The following is a 20,266-nucleotide window of genomic DNA, read 5'->3' on the forward strand; positions in this document are numbered from 1 at the left end:
TTCAGAGTTTAATGAGTGGCGCTTTTAATCCATTGGCGGCTGTTGCTGCTGGGCAGTTGCCTTATAGCATGTAGCTCCTTGCTTGCCGCTCCTGCTGCATTAGTAACGCCACCTGAACCAACAACATTGTACCGCTGGGTGGATAAACCCGCTGCTGAGGCTACCCGTGTCTCTGAGGCGAATGAGCGCTTGCAAAACGCAATCAATAATCCTGAATTCATGCTGGATCATTGGGTCGACTTACCCACCTCACCTGAGGTGCGTCATAAAAAAGCCCAGCGCTTAAGTTTGCGTGAAGCAATTTTGCTTGCTTTGCGTTATAACCCGAATATTCAAAACGCGGAATTGGATCGGATTATCCAGCGCTATCAGCTGCGGTTAGCCCATAATGAGTTTGAGTTACAATACGCTTTGGCGGGAGCTGCTGCTGTTGAAAAAAGTCGCTACAGCGGTGTGGGTAATACGACAAATAAAAGCTTTATTGCCTCACCGGAAGTGAATTTAAAAACCAAATTAGGCACGCAGTTAGGATTAAACATTGATAATAATGTCGCGAATTATAACAGTTACTCTCCTGTGCTTAATTTTTCCATCACTCAACCTTTGCTGCGTGGATTCGGTAAAGCAGCCAATGAAGCAGGTTTGTTGGATGCGATTGATAATGAGTGGTTAAATAAAGTCAATTTACAGCAGTCGGTGAGTGATCAAATCACTCAAGTTATTACGGCTTATCGCGCATTGATTTTAAGCGGTAATAATTTGCAAACCCAAAAGCTGCAATTGCAGGAAGCGCGCAAAACTTACGAAATCAACGAAAAAAAAATCGCTGCAGGCCAATTGGAGCCCACGGGCAATATTCAGCAATCTTACCAAATTGAATCGCTAAGCTTAATGGTTGAGCAGGCGGAAAATGAGTTTAAAATTGCCGCTCAGGATTTGCTGCAAACAATAGGCTTGGATCCTAAAATGCGGCTGTCAGTACCGAGTAATGTGGTGGTTAAGAAAATCATTGTCCCCGATCTCAAAGCATCGATTGATTGGGCGTTGCAGCATAATACACAATATCTCGCGCAACAAATGGCCTTACGCGCCGACGAAAGAGCGTATAAACTCGCCAAAAACCAGCAGCTTTGGCAATTGGATGTCGGGGCCAATGTGCAAAGTGGCCGAATTAATGAGGTGGATGGGCAAAGAGGGTTTCCTTCCCTCTATAACGGACAAAACATCAATCAAACAGCCAGGGTCACTTTAACCATTCCTTTGCGCGATATTAATCGGCGTAACCAACTCATTTCGGCCAAAGTGAGATTGGAGAAAGATCGCTTAAACCTCATTGCCATGAAGCGCAGTTTAGAAACCACTATTACCAATACCATCAATAACATTGAAAGCTTAGCTAAACGGTACCAGCTTGCGGAAAAGCAAGTGGCATTGGCGGAAAAATCCTATGAGCTGGAAAAAAAGAAGCAACAGGCTGGTATTGCCAGTGCTTTGGACGTAAATAATACACAAAACCAATTGATTCAGGCACAAATGGGTCTAATTGGTGCTAAAATAGCCTACCTTAATCAATTGTCAGCGCTTGATCGCATTTTGGGTAAAACGCTCGATCATTGGCAAATCAAACTTAGGTATGGTGCATGAGAAACGGGTTATTCGTTGTCATTTTTGTTCTAATCGCTGTCTTATCAGGCTGTGGGCATCGTGCTGAGCAAAAAAGGGCCACTGTTCAGGGGTACGCGGTAAAGCCGGAAGCAGTGCATAAATCCCTCTATTTTACAGGCACTATTCAACCACTACGGGAAAGCACGCTGACAAGCCCAATGGACGCTGTGGTGGAAAAGCTGCATTACCATTACGGGCAATTGGTAAAAAAAGGGAATGTGGTGGTGACGCTAAATTCCAACGAATTGCAAAAGCAATACAATGATACGTTGACGGAATACCTCAAGGCGAAGGATAGCTTTACCGTGGCACAGTCCAAATTTAATGGGACTCAAGAGCTATGGAATGCCGGTTTAATATCAAAAAACAATTATTTAAGTGAAGAATCCAGTTTGGCAACTGCCAAAGTGAGTTTAATTCAAGCAACACGTCGGCTCACCGAAATGTTGGAAAAAATGGATGACGGCAATGCTCAGCATTTATCCGAATTGAACATTGCTGAGTTTGAGAAGGTAAGACAAGCCTTAGCAGGGCAACATAATTTAATTCATCTGAAAGCGCCCTCCGATGGTGTCTTGCTCTATCCTCCTAAATCGGGAGAAGAGCAATCGGGAAAATTAAATGTCGGTTCTACGGTGAAAGCAGGACAAGTGCTCGCACTGATTGGTGATTTAACGGGAGTGAGCGTCGAAATCGATATACCGGAAATTGATATTGATAAAATTCGCCCAGGCATGCGTGCCAATGTGACTGGTGTTGCTTTAGGGAAACAGGTATTAAAAGGTGAGCTCGTTGCGGTGAATGCGCAAGCTTCAACCACCGCTGGAGCGGCTCTGCCTTCATTTAATGCCGTGGTTGAAGTCAAAGCGCTTAATGAATTACAACGCCAGTGGGTCAAAGTCGGCATGAGCGCAGAAATTGAAATTGAAGTCGACAGTGGTGAGCAACTCCTTGTGCCCATCACCGCGGTGAAGCAGGAAAAAGGGAGATCCATTGTCAAAATAATCACCGCAAAAGGCTCGTCAGAAACACGTGTGGTGACTACCGGCCCTGCACTTGCAGACAAGGTGGTTGTGGCCTCAGGACTTCAAGCGGGTGACGTGGTGGCGTATGACTAGTCCTTCATTAATTGAACTCCATCAGGTGGTTAAAACCTATTCCATTGGGGGAGTCAGTACGCAAGTTCTCAAAGAGGTTTCGCTGACAGTCAATGAAGGGGAGCTGCTTGCCATTGTCGGGGCCTCAGGTTCTGGCAAATCCACCTTGATGAACATTGTCGGTTTATTGGATAAAGCAGATAGGGGGCATTACTTGCTGCGAGGGAGCAATGTTGCTGGGCTAAACGATGATGGATTAGCGATTTTACGCAATCAAACCATTGGTTTTGTGTTTCAGCAATTTAATTTGTTGCCGCGGTTTAATGCAAAACAAAACGTGGCTTTACCTTTAACTTATCGTAATGTCCCGCCTGCAGAAATGAATGAACGAGTCGCTTGTGCCCTTGCACGGGTAGGGATGCAAGCGTTTGCTGAACATCGCCCCACGCAATTATCGGGTGGACAGCAACAACGCATCGCCATTGCGCGTGCCTTAGTGGGAGAGCCTAAGGTGATTTTAGCTGATGAGCCGACAGGCGCTTTGGATTCGCGCACAGGCAGTGAAGTGATGAATTTATTTTTAGCGCTCCACAAGGAAGGGCGTACCATTATTTTGGTAACCCATGATGAACAAGTTGCTTCACAATGTGCAAGACGCATTACTTTGGCAGACGGGCAAATTATTGCAGAGAGTAGGCGATGAGTAGAAAAAGCCATTGTCGTCCTGAGCGTAGCGAAGGACCTCCCAGACTCAATGACTGCCAAGCGTTGAGAGGTCCTTCGCTTGCCCTCAGGATGACAGGCTTTCTGAGGGCGTATTGATGACTTTACTTAGCCATTTCCAACAAGCGTTAGCGAACTTGGCTGCTGCAAAATTGCGATCTTTTCTTGCAGTACTGGGTATTTTAGTGGGAACAGCTGCAGTAGTGGCTTTGATTAGTTGTGGGCAATTGGCAACGGAAAAAGCACTCGCTCAATTTAAAGCGCTTGGCACCGATCTGCTGGCGATTTCCGTGTACGAAAAAAACCCGAATAAATCGAATAATGGTGAGAAGCAGATCCCTTTGCGTGTTTGGCGACAAATACCTGAGCAAATTCCCAATGTTTTACGCATCGCGCCTTATGGTACGGGTTATCAACCGATTAGTTTTGAAGGAAAAACGCTTCAGGGCGCAATTATTGGTGCGGATGAGTCTTTAGCCAAAATTATTAATATTCAACTCGCGCGTGGTCATTTTGTTTCTTTTGTCGAATCGTTTGAGCATTTCTGTGTGATAGGCGATACCTTGGCACATAAAATAACGGAAGTTACCTTCGAAGATCCGCTTGGTAAGCAATTGCGTATCGGGCAAACCCTTTATACGATCATCGGAATAGCTCATCCCTGGAAAGAAAACGGCTTTTTTAATGAAGACATTAATCAATCGGTCATCATTCCCATAGCGGGCATGGCCTTAGTCAGTAAAGACAATAAAATAAGTAATGCCGTCTTACTGTTAAAACCCGATAGTCCCATTGATGAGGTAATTGCCCAAGTGAGGCAAATTTTAATGGCGCAAGCGCCCACGTTGAGCTTTTTTCCTCGGAGTGCTAAGCAAATCATTGCCAGCATGGAAAGCCAAGGCCGTATTTTTACGCTTTTACTGGCGGTGATTGGCAGCATTTCCCTGTTAGTGGGGGGAATTGGCGTTATGAATGTCATGCTGGTTTCAGTCAGTGAGCGTAAAAAAGAAATCGGTATACGTAAAGCGGTGGGTGCAAGGAACACCGAGATTCAAACGCTTTTTTTGGTTGAATCGGTCATGCTTTCGCTTTTAGGAGGTGTTTTGGGGGTGATATTGGGATTGGTTTTTACACGCATCGTCGCTTATTTTAGTGGTTGGTCATTTACTGTTTATTTTATGCCCCCTTTAGCAGGATTTGCCGTATCCGTGGCAACGGGTGTTTTTTTTGGTTTTTACCCGGCAAGGCGAGCGGCAAAACTGGAGCCCATGGTTTCTTTACGCAGCGAATAAAAGCCCAAGGAGATTTTAAATGGTATTGGATAAATTTAAGCATTCCTTACAAAAACTGGCAATTCCTGCTTTATTATACGGGACAGCCTGGAAGGAGGAGCGCACCGCGGAACTCACTTTGACTGCCTTAAACGCGGGATTTGAAGGCATTGATACGGCCAACCAGCGCCGACATTACTTTGAAGAAGGGGTGGGATTAGGCATCCAGCAGTTTTTAAAAAGCAGTGGGAAAACACGAAAAGACTTGTTTTTACAGACCAAATTTACGTTTGCAAGCGGTCAGGATCACCGAAAGCCTTATGATGAATCCGCTTCTTTTAGCGAGCAAGTTAAGCAATCTTTTGCCAGTTCGCTAAATCATTTGCAGACTGATTATATCGATTCGTATATTCTGCATGGTCCGCTTTATAGGCAAGGAATAACCGAAGGCGATTTGGAAGCTTGGCAGGCGATGGAGACTTTATGCCGAAGTGGGCAGGTTAAATTTCTAGGTATTTCGAATGTTAACTTAAGCCAACTGGAAGTGCTTTGTCAAAACGCATCGATTAGCCCTAGTTTTGTGCAAAATCGTTGTTTTGCTATCACAAAATGGGATAAAAAAATAAGGGAATTTTGTGCCGAAAAAGGCATTATTTATCAAGCCTTTTCATTGCTAACTGCGAATCAAGAATACCTTTTCAATCCATTAATGCGCAACTTAATGACTAAGTACAATTGTACCATTCCACAAATTATCTTTCGTTTCGCTTTGCAAATAGGGATGCTCCCTTTGACGGGCACCACCCAGCTTCAGCACATGCAAGATGATTTAGCCTTGCTTGATTTTGAGCTTAATAAAAAAGAACTGGAACAAATTGAGGCGATTTGTCAGTAAATCCAAAAAGTTAAATGAAAGTCAGAGTAATTTCCGTCAAGCCCCGGGTACAGGTATAGCTGTACCCCGGCGGGGAATCGAGTTGATCTTGAGTTATACGTCAGCGCTATTTTAATATAAGTGGCGTAATTAACTTAACTTAAGCCCTTCTACATTCTCATAAAATTCGTCATCCGATACATAGACGCATTCTTGCATAGCGAGCTTTTCTTTTCGTAACTCAGCAATAAACTCACTTAAAGTAACCCCTCTTTTGATTTCCCAGTCTTTAATCATGAGACCGAGCTCACCTTGAGCTAATACCTCTAAATGAGCAATTTCTGCAGTCGAACTTGAGTTTAAAAAAGTCAACAGATGATTTACTACCTGAAGAGAAGTGAGATCGGTTGGTTGTTTTAATTCCGGTTCTTTCCCTTTCTCAGAGTTCAAGGAATTGACAAGAAAAGATAAGGCAACCAATGGCGTTTCGGGTTTGCTCTCAGAAGCGTTTTCTGAGTTTTCTTGCAATTGTTTATAAGCATTGAGTGTATTTCGCAATTCTGCCACGACTGAAGGTTGATGCGCTTTTTTAAAAGTCAAATGGGGAGCGTCTTTATCGACAAAATAACTATGAAAATATCCTAATCCCATGGATTGTAAATAACATTTTTCTGAATCATCGTAATAGTGATATTCAGCGCATGGGGGAAGGGCAGTACAAAGGGATTTGAGTATCTCATTTTTACCCTCTAAGAAGAGTGCTTTGACGTGAAACTCATAGTTCTCCAGCAAAGGTGTTGCAATAATGAAAGGTTGTGAACGATCGCGGAAGTAAATTTTAGTTAATTGGTGATGTTCGAAGGAGAGCACTTCGGTTTTTTCTGTTTCAATGTCTGCTTCATTTAATTTAAACAAGGGTAAAAAATACGATAGCACATACCCCGGATCTTTATGAAAAGTCGCTACTGCGCAAAACCGTTTGTTATTATGAGTAACTTTGCCATCCAAGCCAGATTTGGTATTGGTCTTAGGCTCATAAATCTCTTGATTTCCAGCTGTATGATGAATAGTAATGGTTTGATCAAAGTCCCAAATATCAAGTATCGGTAGAGGGTACATTAGCGTAAGTGTCCTAAAATAAATTAAAAATTGAAAAAAAGATATACTGTATGCTGAATATCTTGCCTATTGAATGTTACATAGATAGTTGACTATTTGTCAAATAGTAAAAAATATAGTTAAATCAATCAAATAATTATCATAATGGTGATTTATTTGTAATGGCTCACGCTTCTCTTCTACGATTCCGTGAAACGTAGAAGAGAAGGTTCCCTGTTGATAGCCACTTAATTAACCAAAATAGGAGGAGGCTCCATAAAGAGGGCGGTTTCTGAGGTTTTTTCGGTCAATTGATCGGAGTTTGGCATCCATTTTTGCGCTAATTCTTGCTGTCTAGCAGTTACGTCATAGCTAAATAAAGGGTGTTTACCCGCAGCAGCTCGTGCGCCTAAGATAAAAAGCCCTAATCCAAAGCATAAAATACTAACGAGAACCAATACATCAGCCACAAAGCGTTTCTTTTTATCACGATGAGTAAATTCATTTTCCGCAGTCTTTATGATTTCAGTGGCTTGTTCCTTGAGGCTTTTATCAGATAAACGAATGCCTAAGGCTTTGGTGTAAAATTGGTTAACTTCCCTAATATATTGTTGATCGTTAGGATCTTCAGCTGTTTTTCTATCATGAAATTGCTTTATCGTGAGCAAATCCTGAGCCACTTCTCTTGTTAAAACCGTTTTGTTAGTCGTTTCAATGGCGTTCCACAATGCTTGGTCTGATATTGCTTCTGCCATTAATTTTTTAGACATCACTGGATTAGATTGTATACGTCGGAAGACTTTCTCAACCTGTTCTACCGAATAATTTGGTGTTACTCTCTGATTGAGGCTAACGGCTTGGTAGAGGTCCTGATTTTGTTGTAATTGATCAAATACCGCTTGATAACTCCCTTTTATCGAAGTCGGGAGTTGTTCAAATAAACTTTTCAGAGGTTCAAATTGAGCAATTTTATCAGCTAAAGCTTGTACCTGCTTGAACGCTTCAAAAGATTGCAGATAAAGTACTTCTTTATGGTAATCGTCATGCTTGGTTTGATAGATTCCCTTTAAGTCAGAAGGCAATTTCTCAAAAGCGTCGTGTAAATTCCTAAAGGCATCAATTTTTCTTGAGCCCGATACAGTATGATACACACGCTCCTGTGCAAGATAAAACTCGTTACTCGCTTTCCATTGGCTTAAGAGAGTAGAAGCGAGGGCAAATTCATTTTTGAGTTCTGCTTGAAGGTATAAAGGCAAGGTGTCAATTCTTTCCTCAACACTGTGTAATAAATCTTCTTTTTCGGATAAGGAAATGGTTTGATGAAACTGAAGCAATATTTCTCGGCATTGCAATACATTGTTGCGTAACGTTTTTAAAGCTAGCATTTTTTCTTTGGGACTGTCAGTGCGGTTCCCAAAGGTACTGTCAGAGTAGGCTCCTTCGGTTTTATGCCAAAAAAGGTCGTCACTGATAATACGGGCTACTAGTGGGCTTAATTCGATGTCTTGGAGCTCAGCAGAATATAATTCTTCTAAGCAGATGGTAAGTAATTGATCACCACTCATCTCTTCAAGCTCTTTAGCAGTGAGGGGATAAAAGAATAAGCCTTTATAACGTTGGCTTAGTTCTTCATTTTCTTCCTCTAAAGTGGTTACCGAGGCGTCAATTGCCGTGTTGGTTTCAAACAATTTGTTAATTGCATCAGAGGCTTTTTTAAATTCCTGTAGCTGGTGTTTAAGGTTTTCTTTCCACATTTTGATGTCACTAGCGAATTCTTTTTCCGCATTTTTAGTCCTTTGTAAGCTCTTGATTAACGTCATAATATCTTGTGCATTTTGCAGTGCAGTGACGACTTTTAACCAAGCGGAAGGTTGAGCTCCTTCATGCGTCTTGCAGTACTCTCTTTCTTCTCTACAGTAATTTTCATCCAGTTTATCGTAATAGGCAAACCGGTCGGCGGCGTGGCGGCCGGGTGCTGCAAATGCATAGAGATGCCGTAAGACTGCACCCTCACGGTATTGCGGGACATAGGCGTAACCCGTATCTGCTTTCTTATCGAATGCTTCTTTCGATGGGGCTAAGAGATTAGATGAAGACTTGGGATTATGCTGCCATATATTATATAAATCGCTTTGTCGCGCTAAAACAGAGAGGTAATGATTATAATCCTTAACCAATAAATCATAATCAATTCGGTTGAAATCGATTGGTGTTTTGGTCTCAGCAAACAGTTTACCCCATGCGTCCAAACGGTCTGGAAACGAAACCGGTGTTTTCATATCCAAAGCAGTTTCCAGAGGCAAGACCTCTTCAGTCTGCTCTTCTAGAGTTCCTTGCCCAGAGGTTGTAGGATTCGACGTGCTTGGAATAATAATACTCTCATAGACCGATGCCGATGATTGCACGAGATGAGGTGCTTCTTGCAATTGGCCTAGTTTATTTAAGCGCAAGTTTAAGGTTTCTGCGTATTGGTCAATGACGCTTTGACAATTGCCTTCTGGACCAAAAGTGGCAGTCTTAAAGCCAGGAATGCCCATATAGTCCGCTAACTCGTCTAATACTTTCTGATTATTCTGTAGTAGATCGGGGGGCAGTTCTTTAAAAACTTTAGTAATAACGGTTGTAAAATCACCCCCTACTGTCTCAGAGAGTTCTCTTGCATGGGTCGCTATACGCGGAAAGAGTCCTTTAATATTGCGGTAATTAGCAAGATAGCCTTTAGTAAACCAAGCATGCCCCTTTTTATATTCCAAGGGAGTAAGAATGTCCTCATTATTTTCTGGCTTAGCAAAGTCGCGATTGGCGGCACCATTATCAATGCCACAAAATTGTTTGATGTCTGCACCTTCATTGGTGGTGTAACCGCTCTTTTTGAAAACACCAATATTACCGCTGTGCGCACCACTGAAATTGGAGACTAAGATATCGAGCATAAGGACTAAGGATAGGCCGAAGTAGACCCCTTGCTTAGTCAGGGTAGGATAAAGGCTAGGGCCATAAAGCATTTCATAAAGGGGATTGCGATCGGAGCCATCTTTGTATCCGGTTCCTATTAGTTTGAAGAGCTCGTCGAATTCTTCGCAAGGCTGAATCAGGGCATAGCTGCCATCTTCACACTGAATGAAGTCGGCACAAATTAAAGAACGATGGTATTTTTCATCAATGAGTTTTCTGTTTTTAAGCTCTGTAAAAAACCGACCGATCAAGCCCTCGATAAATAATTCCCTTTGATCCGCTGGCTTTTTAATAAAATACCTCTTTTTAGGCTCTCCCTCGGTCTCATAAAAACCATCGACAGGATTTCTATTTTTACCCGCAGTTTTGTCTTTGAACTTAATTAATTTTTGCTTGTCGTATACAAATGTAGGCATTTAACTCGTCTCAGAAAACTTAAAAACTAAATGATAATGAATTAAGCTTAAGAGAGTCTTAAGATAGAATGAAATTATGTAATTATAGGTGTTAATAATGAATGCTTTTTTCATTGATATGATATATTAGACGAATTTGAGAGTAATGTCTCTGAAACCTACTCATCATGAAATAAATGATAAGGATATCGTGATAGAAAATGCAGAACAATAGCATCATGTTTTAAAGCAAGAGTCTGTGGGGTGGTAATGCTAATATTAACTAAGAGCTCGCATCTTCTTGAATGGAATCGCCTAAAATGAATTCAAAATAGGATGCTCTGGATATGACACAGGATCAATTGGGTTTTAATCAAACGGTGGTTGGACTTTTTGAGTTACAAGTTCAAGAAACCCCTAACCTTATTGCTGTTCAGGATAAACATATTGCGTATTCGTATCAAGAACTGAATGAGAAAGCGAATCAGTACGCTCATTGGCTAGTTAAAAAAAATATTAAACAAGGCGAGTTTGTTGCCATACTTCTCGAGCCCAGCGTTGAGTTTATTGTCTGTATTCTTGCTATTATAAAAGTCGGTGCCATTTATGTCCCATTAGACACAAGAGCACCCCAAACGAGGCTAAAAACCATCACCAATGATTTTAATCCAAAGCTTATAATAACCAGTGAAAACTATAAAATTCGCTTAAAAAACAAAGTAAATATTAGTCTTATTAAAAACATCCAATTGGAGTGTATACGTTACGATAAATTGAATCTGGATAGAGCGATTAATCCCAGCTCTCCTATCTATTTAATGTATACCTCAGGATCTACAGGAAAACCAAAAGGCATTTTGATTCCACACCAGGCGGTGGTTAATCTCACGAAAGTTGACAATTACGCGAATATTACTAAAGGAACAATTATTGGACAATTTAGTAATCTGGCTTTTGATGCGTGTACTTTTGAAATTTGGAGTGCTCTACTGAATGGCGCTGTGCTTTCAATCATACCGCTTTCCGCAAGAACGGATCACATTGAGTTAAAAAAGCATTTGCAGAAACAGCAAATCACTTGTTTATTTTTACCAACAGGGTATTTCCATCAACTGATTAAATCATTTCCAAAAACGTTAAACGCCGTTGAAATAATCGTTATCGGCGGAGAGCAAGCGAATGCTGCATTAATAAAAAATTTCTTACACTATCGAAAAATGAATCAGCTTCCTCTCATTCTTATCAATGGGTATGGTCCAACGGAGGCAACCACATTTACCTGCCGGCATATCATGACGGAAGAAAGTGATTTCGACGATGAGGAGTTGATGAGTATTGGTAGGCCGATTCGCAATGTCGAAACGTATGTGCTGGATGAGTATGGGAATCGAGCCACTGAAGGGGAGCTCTATATTAGTGGCATTAATTTGGCCTTGGGTTATTTCTCTAATGAAAACAAAGAGCATAATGCATTTTCAATCAATCCATTTGAGCAGAATGAGCCGTATAAACGCCTTTATAAAACGGGTGACAGGGTTAAATATTTACCTTCCGGAAAGTTATTCTGCCTAGGCCGTTTGGATGATCAAGTCAAGGTAGGTGGGTTTAGAATTCATTTAAGTGAAATTGAAAATGAACTCATGAAGCATGAAGCGATTAGCCTTGCTGCTGTTGTGGTGGAGATAGGTGGCGGCGCTCATAAAATGCTTACCGCTTATCTGGTGCTGTCTTCGCAAAGAACGCTCATTCATGCGAATGATTTGCGCGCATTTTTAAGCCTTCATCTTCCTTCCTACATGCTCCCGAGCAAATACGTCGTCGTGGACGAGCTACCACTTACGTTAGTAGGAAAAGTCGACAAAAAAAATTTGGATAAACTACCGCATACTGATTTGTACTTCCATATCGATACGTCCTCGTCGAGTGCAATAGAAGAGGCCGTTAAAAAAATTTGGGAGCATCTGCTTAACCGCTCAAACATCGACATTCATCGCAATTTATTCGAGCTTGGTGCTAATTCATTGCTCATGCTTGAGGCGTGTGCACGCATTAATGAGGAACTAAAAACGGATTTACAAATCACGCAGATGGTCACTCATCCCACTATTTCGCGATTGAGTCGGTTTATCGAAGGTGATATTGACGTGCTAGCTGAGCAAAAGCATCCTGTCGCTGATTTTTCGGAAATTGCAATTATTGGGATGAGTTGTCGATTTCCAAAAGCGGATTCGGTGGAAGAGTTTTGGGAAAATCTTTGCCAAAGCAAAGTATGCCTTGAGCGATTTACTGAAGAGCAGATAACTCAAAAGCCTCATGTGGTGCCGGTGAGAGGCATACTCTCCAATATTGAAGAATTCGATGCGAATTTCTTCGGCTTTAGTCCAATGGATGCAAGCATTGCTGATCCCCAGCAGCGTCTTTTCCTGGAGTGTGTTTGGGAAGCACTCGAACGAGCTGCTGTCGTTCCAAGTCAGGTGGGTAATAAGATTAGTGTTTTTGCAGGTGCAGCAGACAGTACTTACTTGCATGAGAATTTGCAAAAAAACAGCTGGGTTCAACAAGAGCTCGATCGATTTCACCAACGCATAGCAACCAGTTTGGGGATGTTAAGTACCCAGGTTTCTTATCGTTTAAATTTAAAAGGACGAAGCCTTAATGTGAATACCGCTTGCTCGACTGGTTTAGTTGCTGTTGCCCAAGCTTGTCAAGAACTCATGACAAGGACAAGCGATATTGCACTAGCAGGTGCTATTTCCATCGTGGTGCCACAAAAAGAAGGGTACGTTTATAAACAAGGTGGAATAGAATCGGCTGATGGCTGTTGCCGGCCGTTTGAAAGCCGAGCTGACGGGACTGTCTTTTCGAATGGTGTAGGGGTGGTGGTTTTAAAGCGCCTTGAGGATGCTCTGGCTGATAACGACACGATTTTTGCGGTCATCAAAGGGGTTGGCATTAATAATGATGGTTCGGATAAATTAGGCTATACCGCCCCTAGCGTTAATGGCCAGATTGAGTGCATCCGAGAGGCTTTGTTGCATTCAAAGGTAAAAGCGAAAGAGATAGGCTACATTGAGGCGCATGGCACTGCAACCTCTTTAGGGGATGCTGTCGAAGTGGAAGCGCTTTCCACGGTTTTTCGAGAGCAAACCAGTAAGAAACAATATTGTGCTTTAGGTTCCGTAAAAGGCAATATTGGTCATACTGATGTGGCCTCAGGAATAGCGGGTTTAATGAAGGCTGCACTGTGTCTCTTTCACAAGAAAATACCACCAATGCCCAATTTTGAGCAATACAACCCTCATATCCAGTTTGAGGAAAGTCCCTTTTTTGTTAATTCGCAATTAATTGAGTGGCGAAAAGAATCAACCCACCCGCTTTACGCCGGTGTTAGCTCTTTTGGTGTAGGTGGAACAAATGTGCACATGATTTTAAGTGAGCACGTATCAACACCGGTCCACCTAGACGAGGTGAGCGAATCCTTAGTGGTCCTTTCAGCTAAGACAGAGAAAGCGCTTCAACAGAACATCGAGAAGATGACCAATTTTTTAAGCAATTCTGAGGATAACGTTAGTCTCGCTGACATCGCCTACACTCTGCAAACAGGCCGAGAAACCTTTGAGTGGCGATGCTTTTGTGTAGGTAAAACGCGAGAGGAAGTCATAAAAAATTTACCACTGAGTCCTATCAGTTGCTGTGACATGGCTATTCATCCCAGCATCGTGTTCATGTTTCCTGGACAGGGGATGCAATACCCTCAGATGGCTGCTGAATTGATGCTAAAAATTCCTTTTTTTTCCTCTTTAGTCCAACGCGGTATTGCTATCGCTAAATCTTACCTTGACATTGATTTGCTTGAGATAATCAACAATCCTTCGGATGCACGATTAAACCAAACTCAATACGCGCAACCCGCCTTATTCATCATTGAGTATGCTCTAGCTCACTTATTAATTCATTACGGGATAACGCCTAGCGCTGTCATTGGCCATAGTCTTGGTGAATACGTGGCTGCGTGCATAGCGGGGGTGTTTTCTTTCGAGGAGGCGATTGCATTAGTTTGTCAGCGAGGATTTTTAATGGCCAGTGCACCTGCCGGGGAAATGTTGGCAATCGAATGCACGCGAGAGGAATTATCTTCTTATTTAGAGTATACCGAATTGGCTCTGCACAATAGCACCACTCATTTTGTGGTGGCTGGTAAAGCAGCTGAAATTAATCAATTAGAGAAGATCCTTTTAGAGGCCGAGAAACCGTTTCGTAAGTTAAAAGTAAATCATTCTTTCCATAGTCAGTCGATGGAAGGCATTGAGCAGCCATTGAAAGATTTATTTGTAAATTTCACGCTTTCTGCGCCACAAATTCCGATGATTTCAAATGTCACTGGAACATGGCTGTCTGCCAAAGAGGCAATGGACCCGCATTATTGGTATACCCATTTGCGACACACGGTACAATTCTGCAAGGGTATTGAAACCTTACTTGAAGACAGTCATCCCCTGTTTTTAGAAGTAGGCCCAGGACAAAGTCTAAACGTTTTTCTCAAAGATATAGCCTCCTCGCACAAGAAAGAAGTAGTGAGTACCTCTACTTTAATGGCAAACTATGCCTTAAAAAGCGAATTTAATCAGTTAATTGCCGCAATAGGGATGGTTTGGCAACAGGGGATTCGAATTAATTGGTTAACTTTTCATGAAGAGGCATCTCGTAGACATACTCCTCTACCGACCTATGCATTCCAAAAGCAAAAATATTGGATAGATCCGGATGTAAAAACGAAGAGATTGGATAATAAGCCAACTTTTTATAAACCAATATGGTCTCAACAGTTAGTCTGTCCCTTTGAATTAAGTGATACCACCACCAAGAGTTTGCAAGACAACACCTGGATTATCTTCAAAGATAAGTTAGGAATAGCTGATCAAGTAATTACTTTCTTAAAAAAGAAGAATACGAGCCCAATTGTCATTGAAATGGGTGAGCTCTATTTTGAAGAGAAAAGTAGGTATTTTAAAATAAATCCTGCTAACAAAGATCACTATAAAAAACTATTCAGCGCACTGCGCGACAAACTGCGTAATCCAATCGTTTTGCATTGTTTCACCTGTGCAAATACCGGCGATGGAATGCTTTCTTATAAGGAGATTGATGCGCAACTTGAATTGGGTTTTTTCAGCATACTTTATTTAGCGCAATCTTATTTAGAATGTATTGGTGATCAAACCGTATTAAAAACACTGATCCTTTCCACGGGCACACAACAGGTCGTCGGTTCAGAAAATGTAAGCCCTATCAATGCGGGTCTCATTGGACCTTGTCGAGTGCTTAGCAAAGAGCATTCGTTCATGCAATGTAAGTTACTTGATATTACGCTGAACGACCCGCTTTTTTCCTCACAAAATTTCTTAAGTCTCCTCTTCGGTGTTTGTTTGAATGAAGCCTGGAACGCGAGTCATTCTGTTGTTGCCTACCGCAACAATTATCGATGGGATTTAACATATGAGTTGGCAAAATCGTATAGCAGTGCATTTCGATTTAAAGATAATGGTACTTATCTTATTACGGGTGGGCTGGGAGGTATTGTCTTAATGCTTTGTGAAGCAATTACCAAAAGCATCAAAAAACCCCGATTTATTTTACTCTCTAGGAGCGCAATGATTCCTGAGGAAGAATGGGATAGTGCCTTACAGGATCCAAGCCATGTTTTCCATCAAAAAATTAGTCACTTAAAAAAAATGCAAATACTGGGGGCTCAGTTTATTTTCCATCAAGTAGATGTCACTGACTTTGAGTCTTTATCTCTTATTATCAACCATTACACCTCTGCTGAAAAAATTCATGGAGTTATTCATGGAGCAGGAGTTGCTGGCGGTGGTTTAATGGTGCTTAAATCCAAAAAGGAAGCACAAGAAATACTCTTGCCTAAAATACATGGAACTTATAACCTTGCAAAAATTTTTCAAGATTACCCATTAGACTTTGTGGTCTTGCTATCTTCCATAGCTGCAATTACAGGTGAACCTGGGCAAATTGACTATTGTGCTGCTAATGCTTGTTTAGATGCATTCGCAGTGAGTAAACTTTTTTCATCTTCTTTTGTACTTAGTATTAATTGGAATACTTGGCGAGATATTGGCATGGCAGTTGATGCTGCAAGGATATATAAGGAAAATTTCTTAAATCGTGGAAATGACATTTCCTCCGCTCAAGGGCAGCAATTATTTTTGCAGGCAATGCAAAGACAGGATGCTAATCTCATCATTTCAAATTTTGATATTGATTATTATTCAACAAAAGATAACGGAAAAATTGTTGAAGAAAAGCACGCTCTCCCGAAAACATCTCGTCAAAATGTAAAGACTAGTGTTGCTTATGTACCGCCTAATAATGCAATCGAGAACCAGCTAGCTGGATTATGGCAAGAGAGCTTGGGTATTGAGCAAATCGGTATCAATGATGATTTTTTTGTACTTGGAGGGCATTCCCTTAAAGCAATAAATTTAATTGAAAAAATTAACAAAAATTTTAATTGCAATTTACCCGCTACTCAGATTTATCATGACCCAACGATTAAACAGCTTTGCAAGACGATCTTAAAAACCACTGAGAATAGGCTGTCATATACTCCTATCCTTCTGAAAAAGGGAGAGGAGCATTTTCCGTATCTTTTTCTGGGCCATCCAATTAGTGGGTTAATGAATTGTTACCAATCTCTTGTCTCTCAAAGTGAATTACCCATGTCTATTTATGGTATTCAAGACCCGAGTATAGAGGCCAATGAGCTACTATATAATAGCTTGGCAGCAATGGTAGACGATTATTTTTCCATGATACGCAAGATTCAGCCCACGGGTCCTTATTTTTTACTGGGTTATTCTTTCGGCGGAAATATCCTTTTTGAAATCGCAAGTAAGCTATTGAAGCAAGGAGAAAAAGTTAATTTACTCGCTTTAATTGATAGTTGGGCAATCAAATCCCCTGCTTTGAAAAATGAAACTTATTTTAAATTGTATTTCAAAGAGGCGAGTGGATTGTCCGACGAAATAACAAATCTGGCCTGGAAGAGAGAGCAGCTTTCACTCGCGCATTCAATAAGCAAACTCGATCATGAGATGTTATTATTTAAAGCATCCTACTTATCTGATATCTATCGAACGATAGATGATCCAACGAATGGATGGGCTAAATACAATAAAGGAAAAATTATATGTCATGCTCTTGAAGGCAATCATGACACCGTTATGAATGCTAATAATAGTAAAATTATATTACAATTAATCGAGCAGTATTTAAAAGAAAGATACGGAATAGCTAATGAAGTTCTCTAAAAATACATTAATTGATTTTGGGAAAATCCAGGCCTTATTTAAAGTATCTGTCATTGCGATCAATGAAAAGCTTTTTATAGAATATACCAATGATTATGTTAAAGAGATGTTTCATCTTGAGCAAAACGTTTCTTTGATAGGTAAGTCAATCGATCTGTTTTTTAATGAATTAAAGATACCACTTTTCTTTGGAACAAAAGAAATTACTAACCCGCAAATCCTATTAGTCAATAATTATTTTCAAAAATGGCAAAGTGTCGAGGTAAAAGTTGACAATAAAAAAAAATCTTTACTTGTCGGGCAAATCATCACGTCGAAAGACGATTTTTTTCAAAAAATTCCAGAAGAAAAAACAATCTCAGGAAGTGACATTATTAGTTTAAATAAGGTCATTGAAAATTTACCAGAACTCGTTTACTGGAAAGATAAAGATGGTGTGTATCAAGGATGCAATAAGCATGTCGCTGAGCTGTTAAATTTATCATGCCCGGCCGAAATTATTGGTAAAACAGATTATGATCTTGGTTGGGGTGCTGATCGCATTAAAAATATACAGGATGTTGATCGTGCGATCATTCAACACGGGATTCGTAGGGTTTTAGAAGACACTATACCTGTTGATGGCCTAAAAAAGATATTTATTACGAGTAAAAGCCCTTTATACGATGATACTGGAAACATAGTAGGTATTTTGGGAATTTCAACAGATATAACTGAGCGCAAAAAGATGGAGGAGCAGCTGCGCAAAGCAAGGGCAACAACCGAAGAATTAGAACGGCTTGATAATATTATTAAATACGCCCCTGATATCATTTATTGGAAAGACAAAAACTCAATTTACTTAGGATGCAATAATCAATTTGTAATTTCTGCGGGCTGTACAAGTCGAGAAGAGATTATTGGAAAATCAGATTTTGACTTTCCTTGGCATAAACACGCTAAAAAATACCGTCTTGATGATAAAGAAGTCATCGAATCGGGACAGCCAAAGCTCAATATCGAGGATAGAACATCCTTTGAAAACGGTAAACAAACTACCGTAATAACCAACAAAGTGCCTTTACGTGACTCCAATAATAAGGTAGTAGGTGTATTAGGTATTGCTACTGATATAACGGCTCGCAAAAAAATGGAGAAAGATTTAGAAAAAGCAAAAATAGCCGCAGAGGCTGCGAATCAAGCAAAGTCCGAATTCATCGCTAACATGAGTCATGATATCCGAACACCATTGACTGGTATTTTTGGTATGACACTGGAAATGCTTAATGTGGCTGATGATATTCAATCATCCCTAGAACACGCCTCGATAGAGAACAGTACCCCTACTGAAAAAAAATACCTCTCTTTACTCAATCAAATCATTGAAACGGTACAAGATGACACCCAGCTTCTGATGGGTGCGACGGATGAATTGCTGCAATTATGCAATGAGATTCTTGAAACCATTAGTTTAGAGTCTGGTAAGTCAACGGAACAGGTTGAATCATTTAATTTACGGGAACTAATAGAGCACAACATTGAGCTCATGCAGCCTGTCGCACGTCACAAAAAATTAAAATTAATTTATGAAATAGACGAACAGATACCCATTTATCTAAAAGGATTACATAATTACCTTGATCGTACTTTACTTAATCTTCTCACTAACGCGTTAAAGTTTACCGATAAGGGTTTTGTGAGAGTTGCAGTGCAATTATTAGATAAAAAAGAGTCATCATATCAGGTCGATGATAATATTCTCTTACGTATTGCGGTAGAAGACAGTGGAATTGGAATCCCTAAAAATAAATTCGAAGTTATTTTTGAGCACTTCTCCCGCTTAACTCCCTCTTATCAGGGATTATACAAGGGGGCTGGCTTAGGACTTTATACGGTGAAACGTTATATTGAAGCAATGCAAGCACAGATTAAAGTAGAGAGTGAAGTCGGTAAAGGAACGTGCTTTACTCTCACACTTCCGCTTACAGTGTCTGATCACACAGACCGTTCCAAAGTATCCATTCGCCCACCGAGGCAGGAAAAAATTAAGCTGACTACCCTGAATGGTAAACCAGATACAGAGACTGCCATAACCTCTAGTCTCAAGACACGGGTCTTAATAGTGGAAGATAATTTAATTGCGGCAAGAGCTATACAATCCACGTTAAACCGCCTGGGCTACACCAGTGATATTGCTGAAAACGGTATGAAAGCCATAAAAATAGTACAACATCATGATTATGATTTAATTCTGATGGACATTGGGTTGCCCGATATTGATGGCATTACCACGGCAAAGCGAATTCGCGCATTAGAAGATTTAGAGGGCTCTCAAATACCCATCATTGCCCTCACTGGGCACGCAAGCGATTCAGATAAACGAGAAGAAGCGCTAGGGGCTGGTATGCAGGACGTTTTTAGTAAACCCTTACCCCCCTCAAAATTAGAATCCATTCTTCAAAAATACGCTTTGAAGGGCAAACGAGAAGAAGCAGTTCATAAAAAAGCAAATACGCGTAAGAAGCGAAACACCGCCCAGATAATTGACTGGAATGCATGCCTTGATCGGCTGAATGGCGATGAAAATTGCGTTCGCGAATTGTTAGCTGGATTAGCAGTGGATTTAAAAATCAGCCAAGAAAAAATCGCGAAAGCTTTTGTTGCTCACGATGAAGACGCTTTACGGACGGAACTACACCGCGTCCGCGGTGGCGTGTGTTATCTTACCCTTCCCCAGCTTGATAGAGCATTGGCTTCTTTCCATGAAGCGGTAAAAGCGAAACCTCAAAATCAAGAACAAATCGAACACACCTATGAATTGTTACAAAAGGCGATGGACGCGTTTTGGATTACTCTAGAGCAAGGCCAATTTCTAAAATGATGC

9 protein-coding genes are annotated in these 20,266 nt (G+C 40.9%); 7 read left to right on the top strand and 2 right to left on the bottom strand.

The features are described from left to right. Positions 1-15: 15 nt before the first annotated feature. The 5 genes from B5D33_RS13865 (at position 16) to B5D33_RS13885 (ending at position 5,651) form a co-directional block, all read left to right on the top strand. Positions 16-1,644 carry a TolC family protein gene (locus B5D33_RS13865; protein ID WP_411550308.1) on the top strand — a complete coding sequence of 543 codons (1,629 nt, stop codon included), beginning with the start codon at positions 16-18 and terminating at the stop codon, positions 1,642-1,644. Next, entirely contained in the window at positions 1,641-2,783 is a 1,143-nt protein-coding gene (locus tag B5D33_RS13870) for an efflux RND transporter periplasmic adaptor subunit (RefSeq protein ID WP_058453399.1), read from the top strand. The genes B5D33_RS13865 and B5D33_RS13870 overlap by 4 nt, the downstream gene beginning before the upstream one ends. Then, complete coding sequence (locus tag B5D33_RS13875) at positions 2,776-3,465, top strand: ABC transporter ATP-binding protein (protein WP_078767475.1); 690 nt, start codon at positions 2,776-2,778, stop codon at positions 3,463-3,465. The genes B5D33_RS13870 and B5D33_RS13875 overlap by 8 nt, the downstream gene beginning before the upstream one ends. Before the next feature lie 118 nt (positions 3,466-3,583). Continuing rightward, on the top strand, positions 3,584-4,777 hold the full coding sequence (locus tag B5D33_RS13880; protein WP_058453398.1) for an ABC transporter permease: 1,194 nt from the start codon (positions 3,584-3,586) through the stop codon (positions 4,775-4,777). Positions 4,778-4,796: 19 nt separating this feature from the next. After that, positions 4,797-5,651, top strand: coding sequence for an aldo/keto reductase family protein (locus tag B5D33_RS13885; protein ID WP_058453397.1), 855 nt, complete (start codon positions 4,797-4,799; stop codon positions 5,649-5,651). 129 nt (positions 5,652-5,780) lie between these two features. Here B5D33_RS13885 and B5D33_RS13890 read toward each other — a convergent pair whose 3' ends face one another. Beyond that, on the bottom strand, positions 5,781-6,749 hold the full coding sequence (locus B5D33_RS13890; protein WP_058453396.1) for a hypothetical protein: 969 nt from the start codon (positions 6,747-6,749) through the stop codon (positions 5,781-5,783). Positions 6,750-6,976: 227 nt separating this feature from the next. Further along, the gene (locus B5D33_RS13895) at positions 6,977-10,099 is read right to left on the bottom strand and encodes a LepB GTPase-activating domain-containing protein (protein WP_058453395.1); all 3,123 of its coding nucleotides are present in this window, start codon (positions 10,097-10,099) and stop codon (positions 6,977-6,979) included. Between the two features lie 326 nt (positions 10,100-10,425). Here B5D33_RS13895 and B5D33_RS13900 point away from each other — a divergent pair, with 326 nt between their 5' ends. Together B5D33_RS13900 and B5D33_RS13905 are read left to right on the top strand one after the other, a co-directional pair. Next, a complete protein-coding gene (locus tag B5D33_RS13900) occupies positions 10,426-17,403 on the top strand; it encodes a type I polyketide synthase (RefSeq protein WP_058453394.1) in 6,978 nt (2,325 codons plus the stop codon). Next, positions 17,390-20,263, top strand: a complete 2,874-nt coding sequence (locus B5D33_RS13905; protein ID WP_058453393.1) for a PAS domain-containing hybrid sensor histidine kinase/response regulator — start codon at positions 17,390-17,392, stop codon at positions 20,261-20,263. Before B5D33_RS13900 ends, B5D33_RS13905 begins: the two co-directional genes overlap by 14 nt. Positions 20,264-20,266 lie beyond the last annotated feature (3 nt).

This window comes from Legionella maceachernii, assembly GCF_900167045.1.
Lineage (GTDB): Bacteria > Pseudomonadota > Gammaproteobacteria > Legionellales > Legionellaceae > Tatlockia > Tatlockia maceachernii.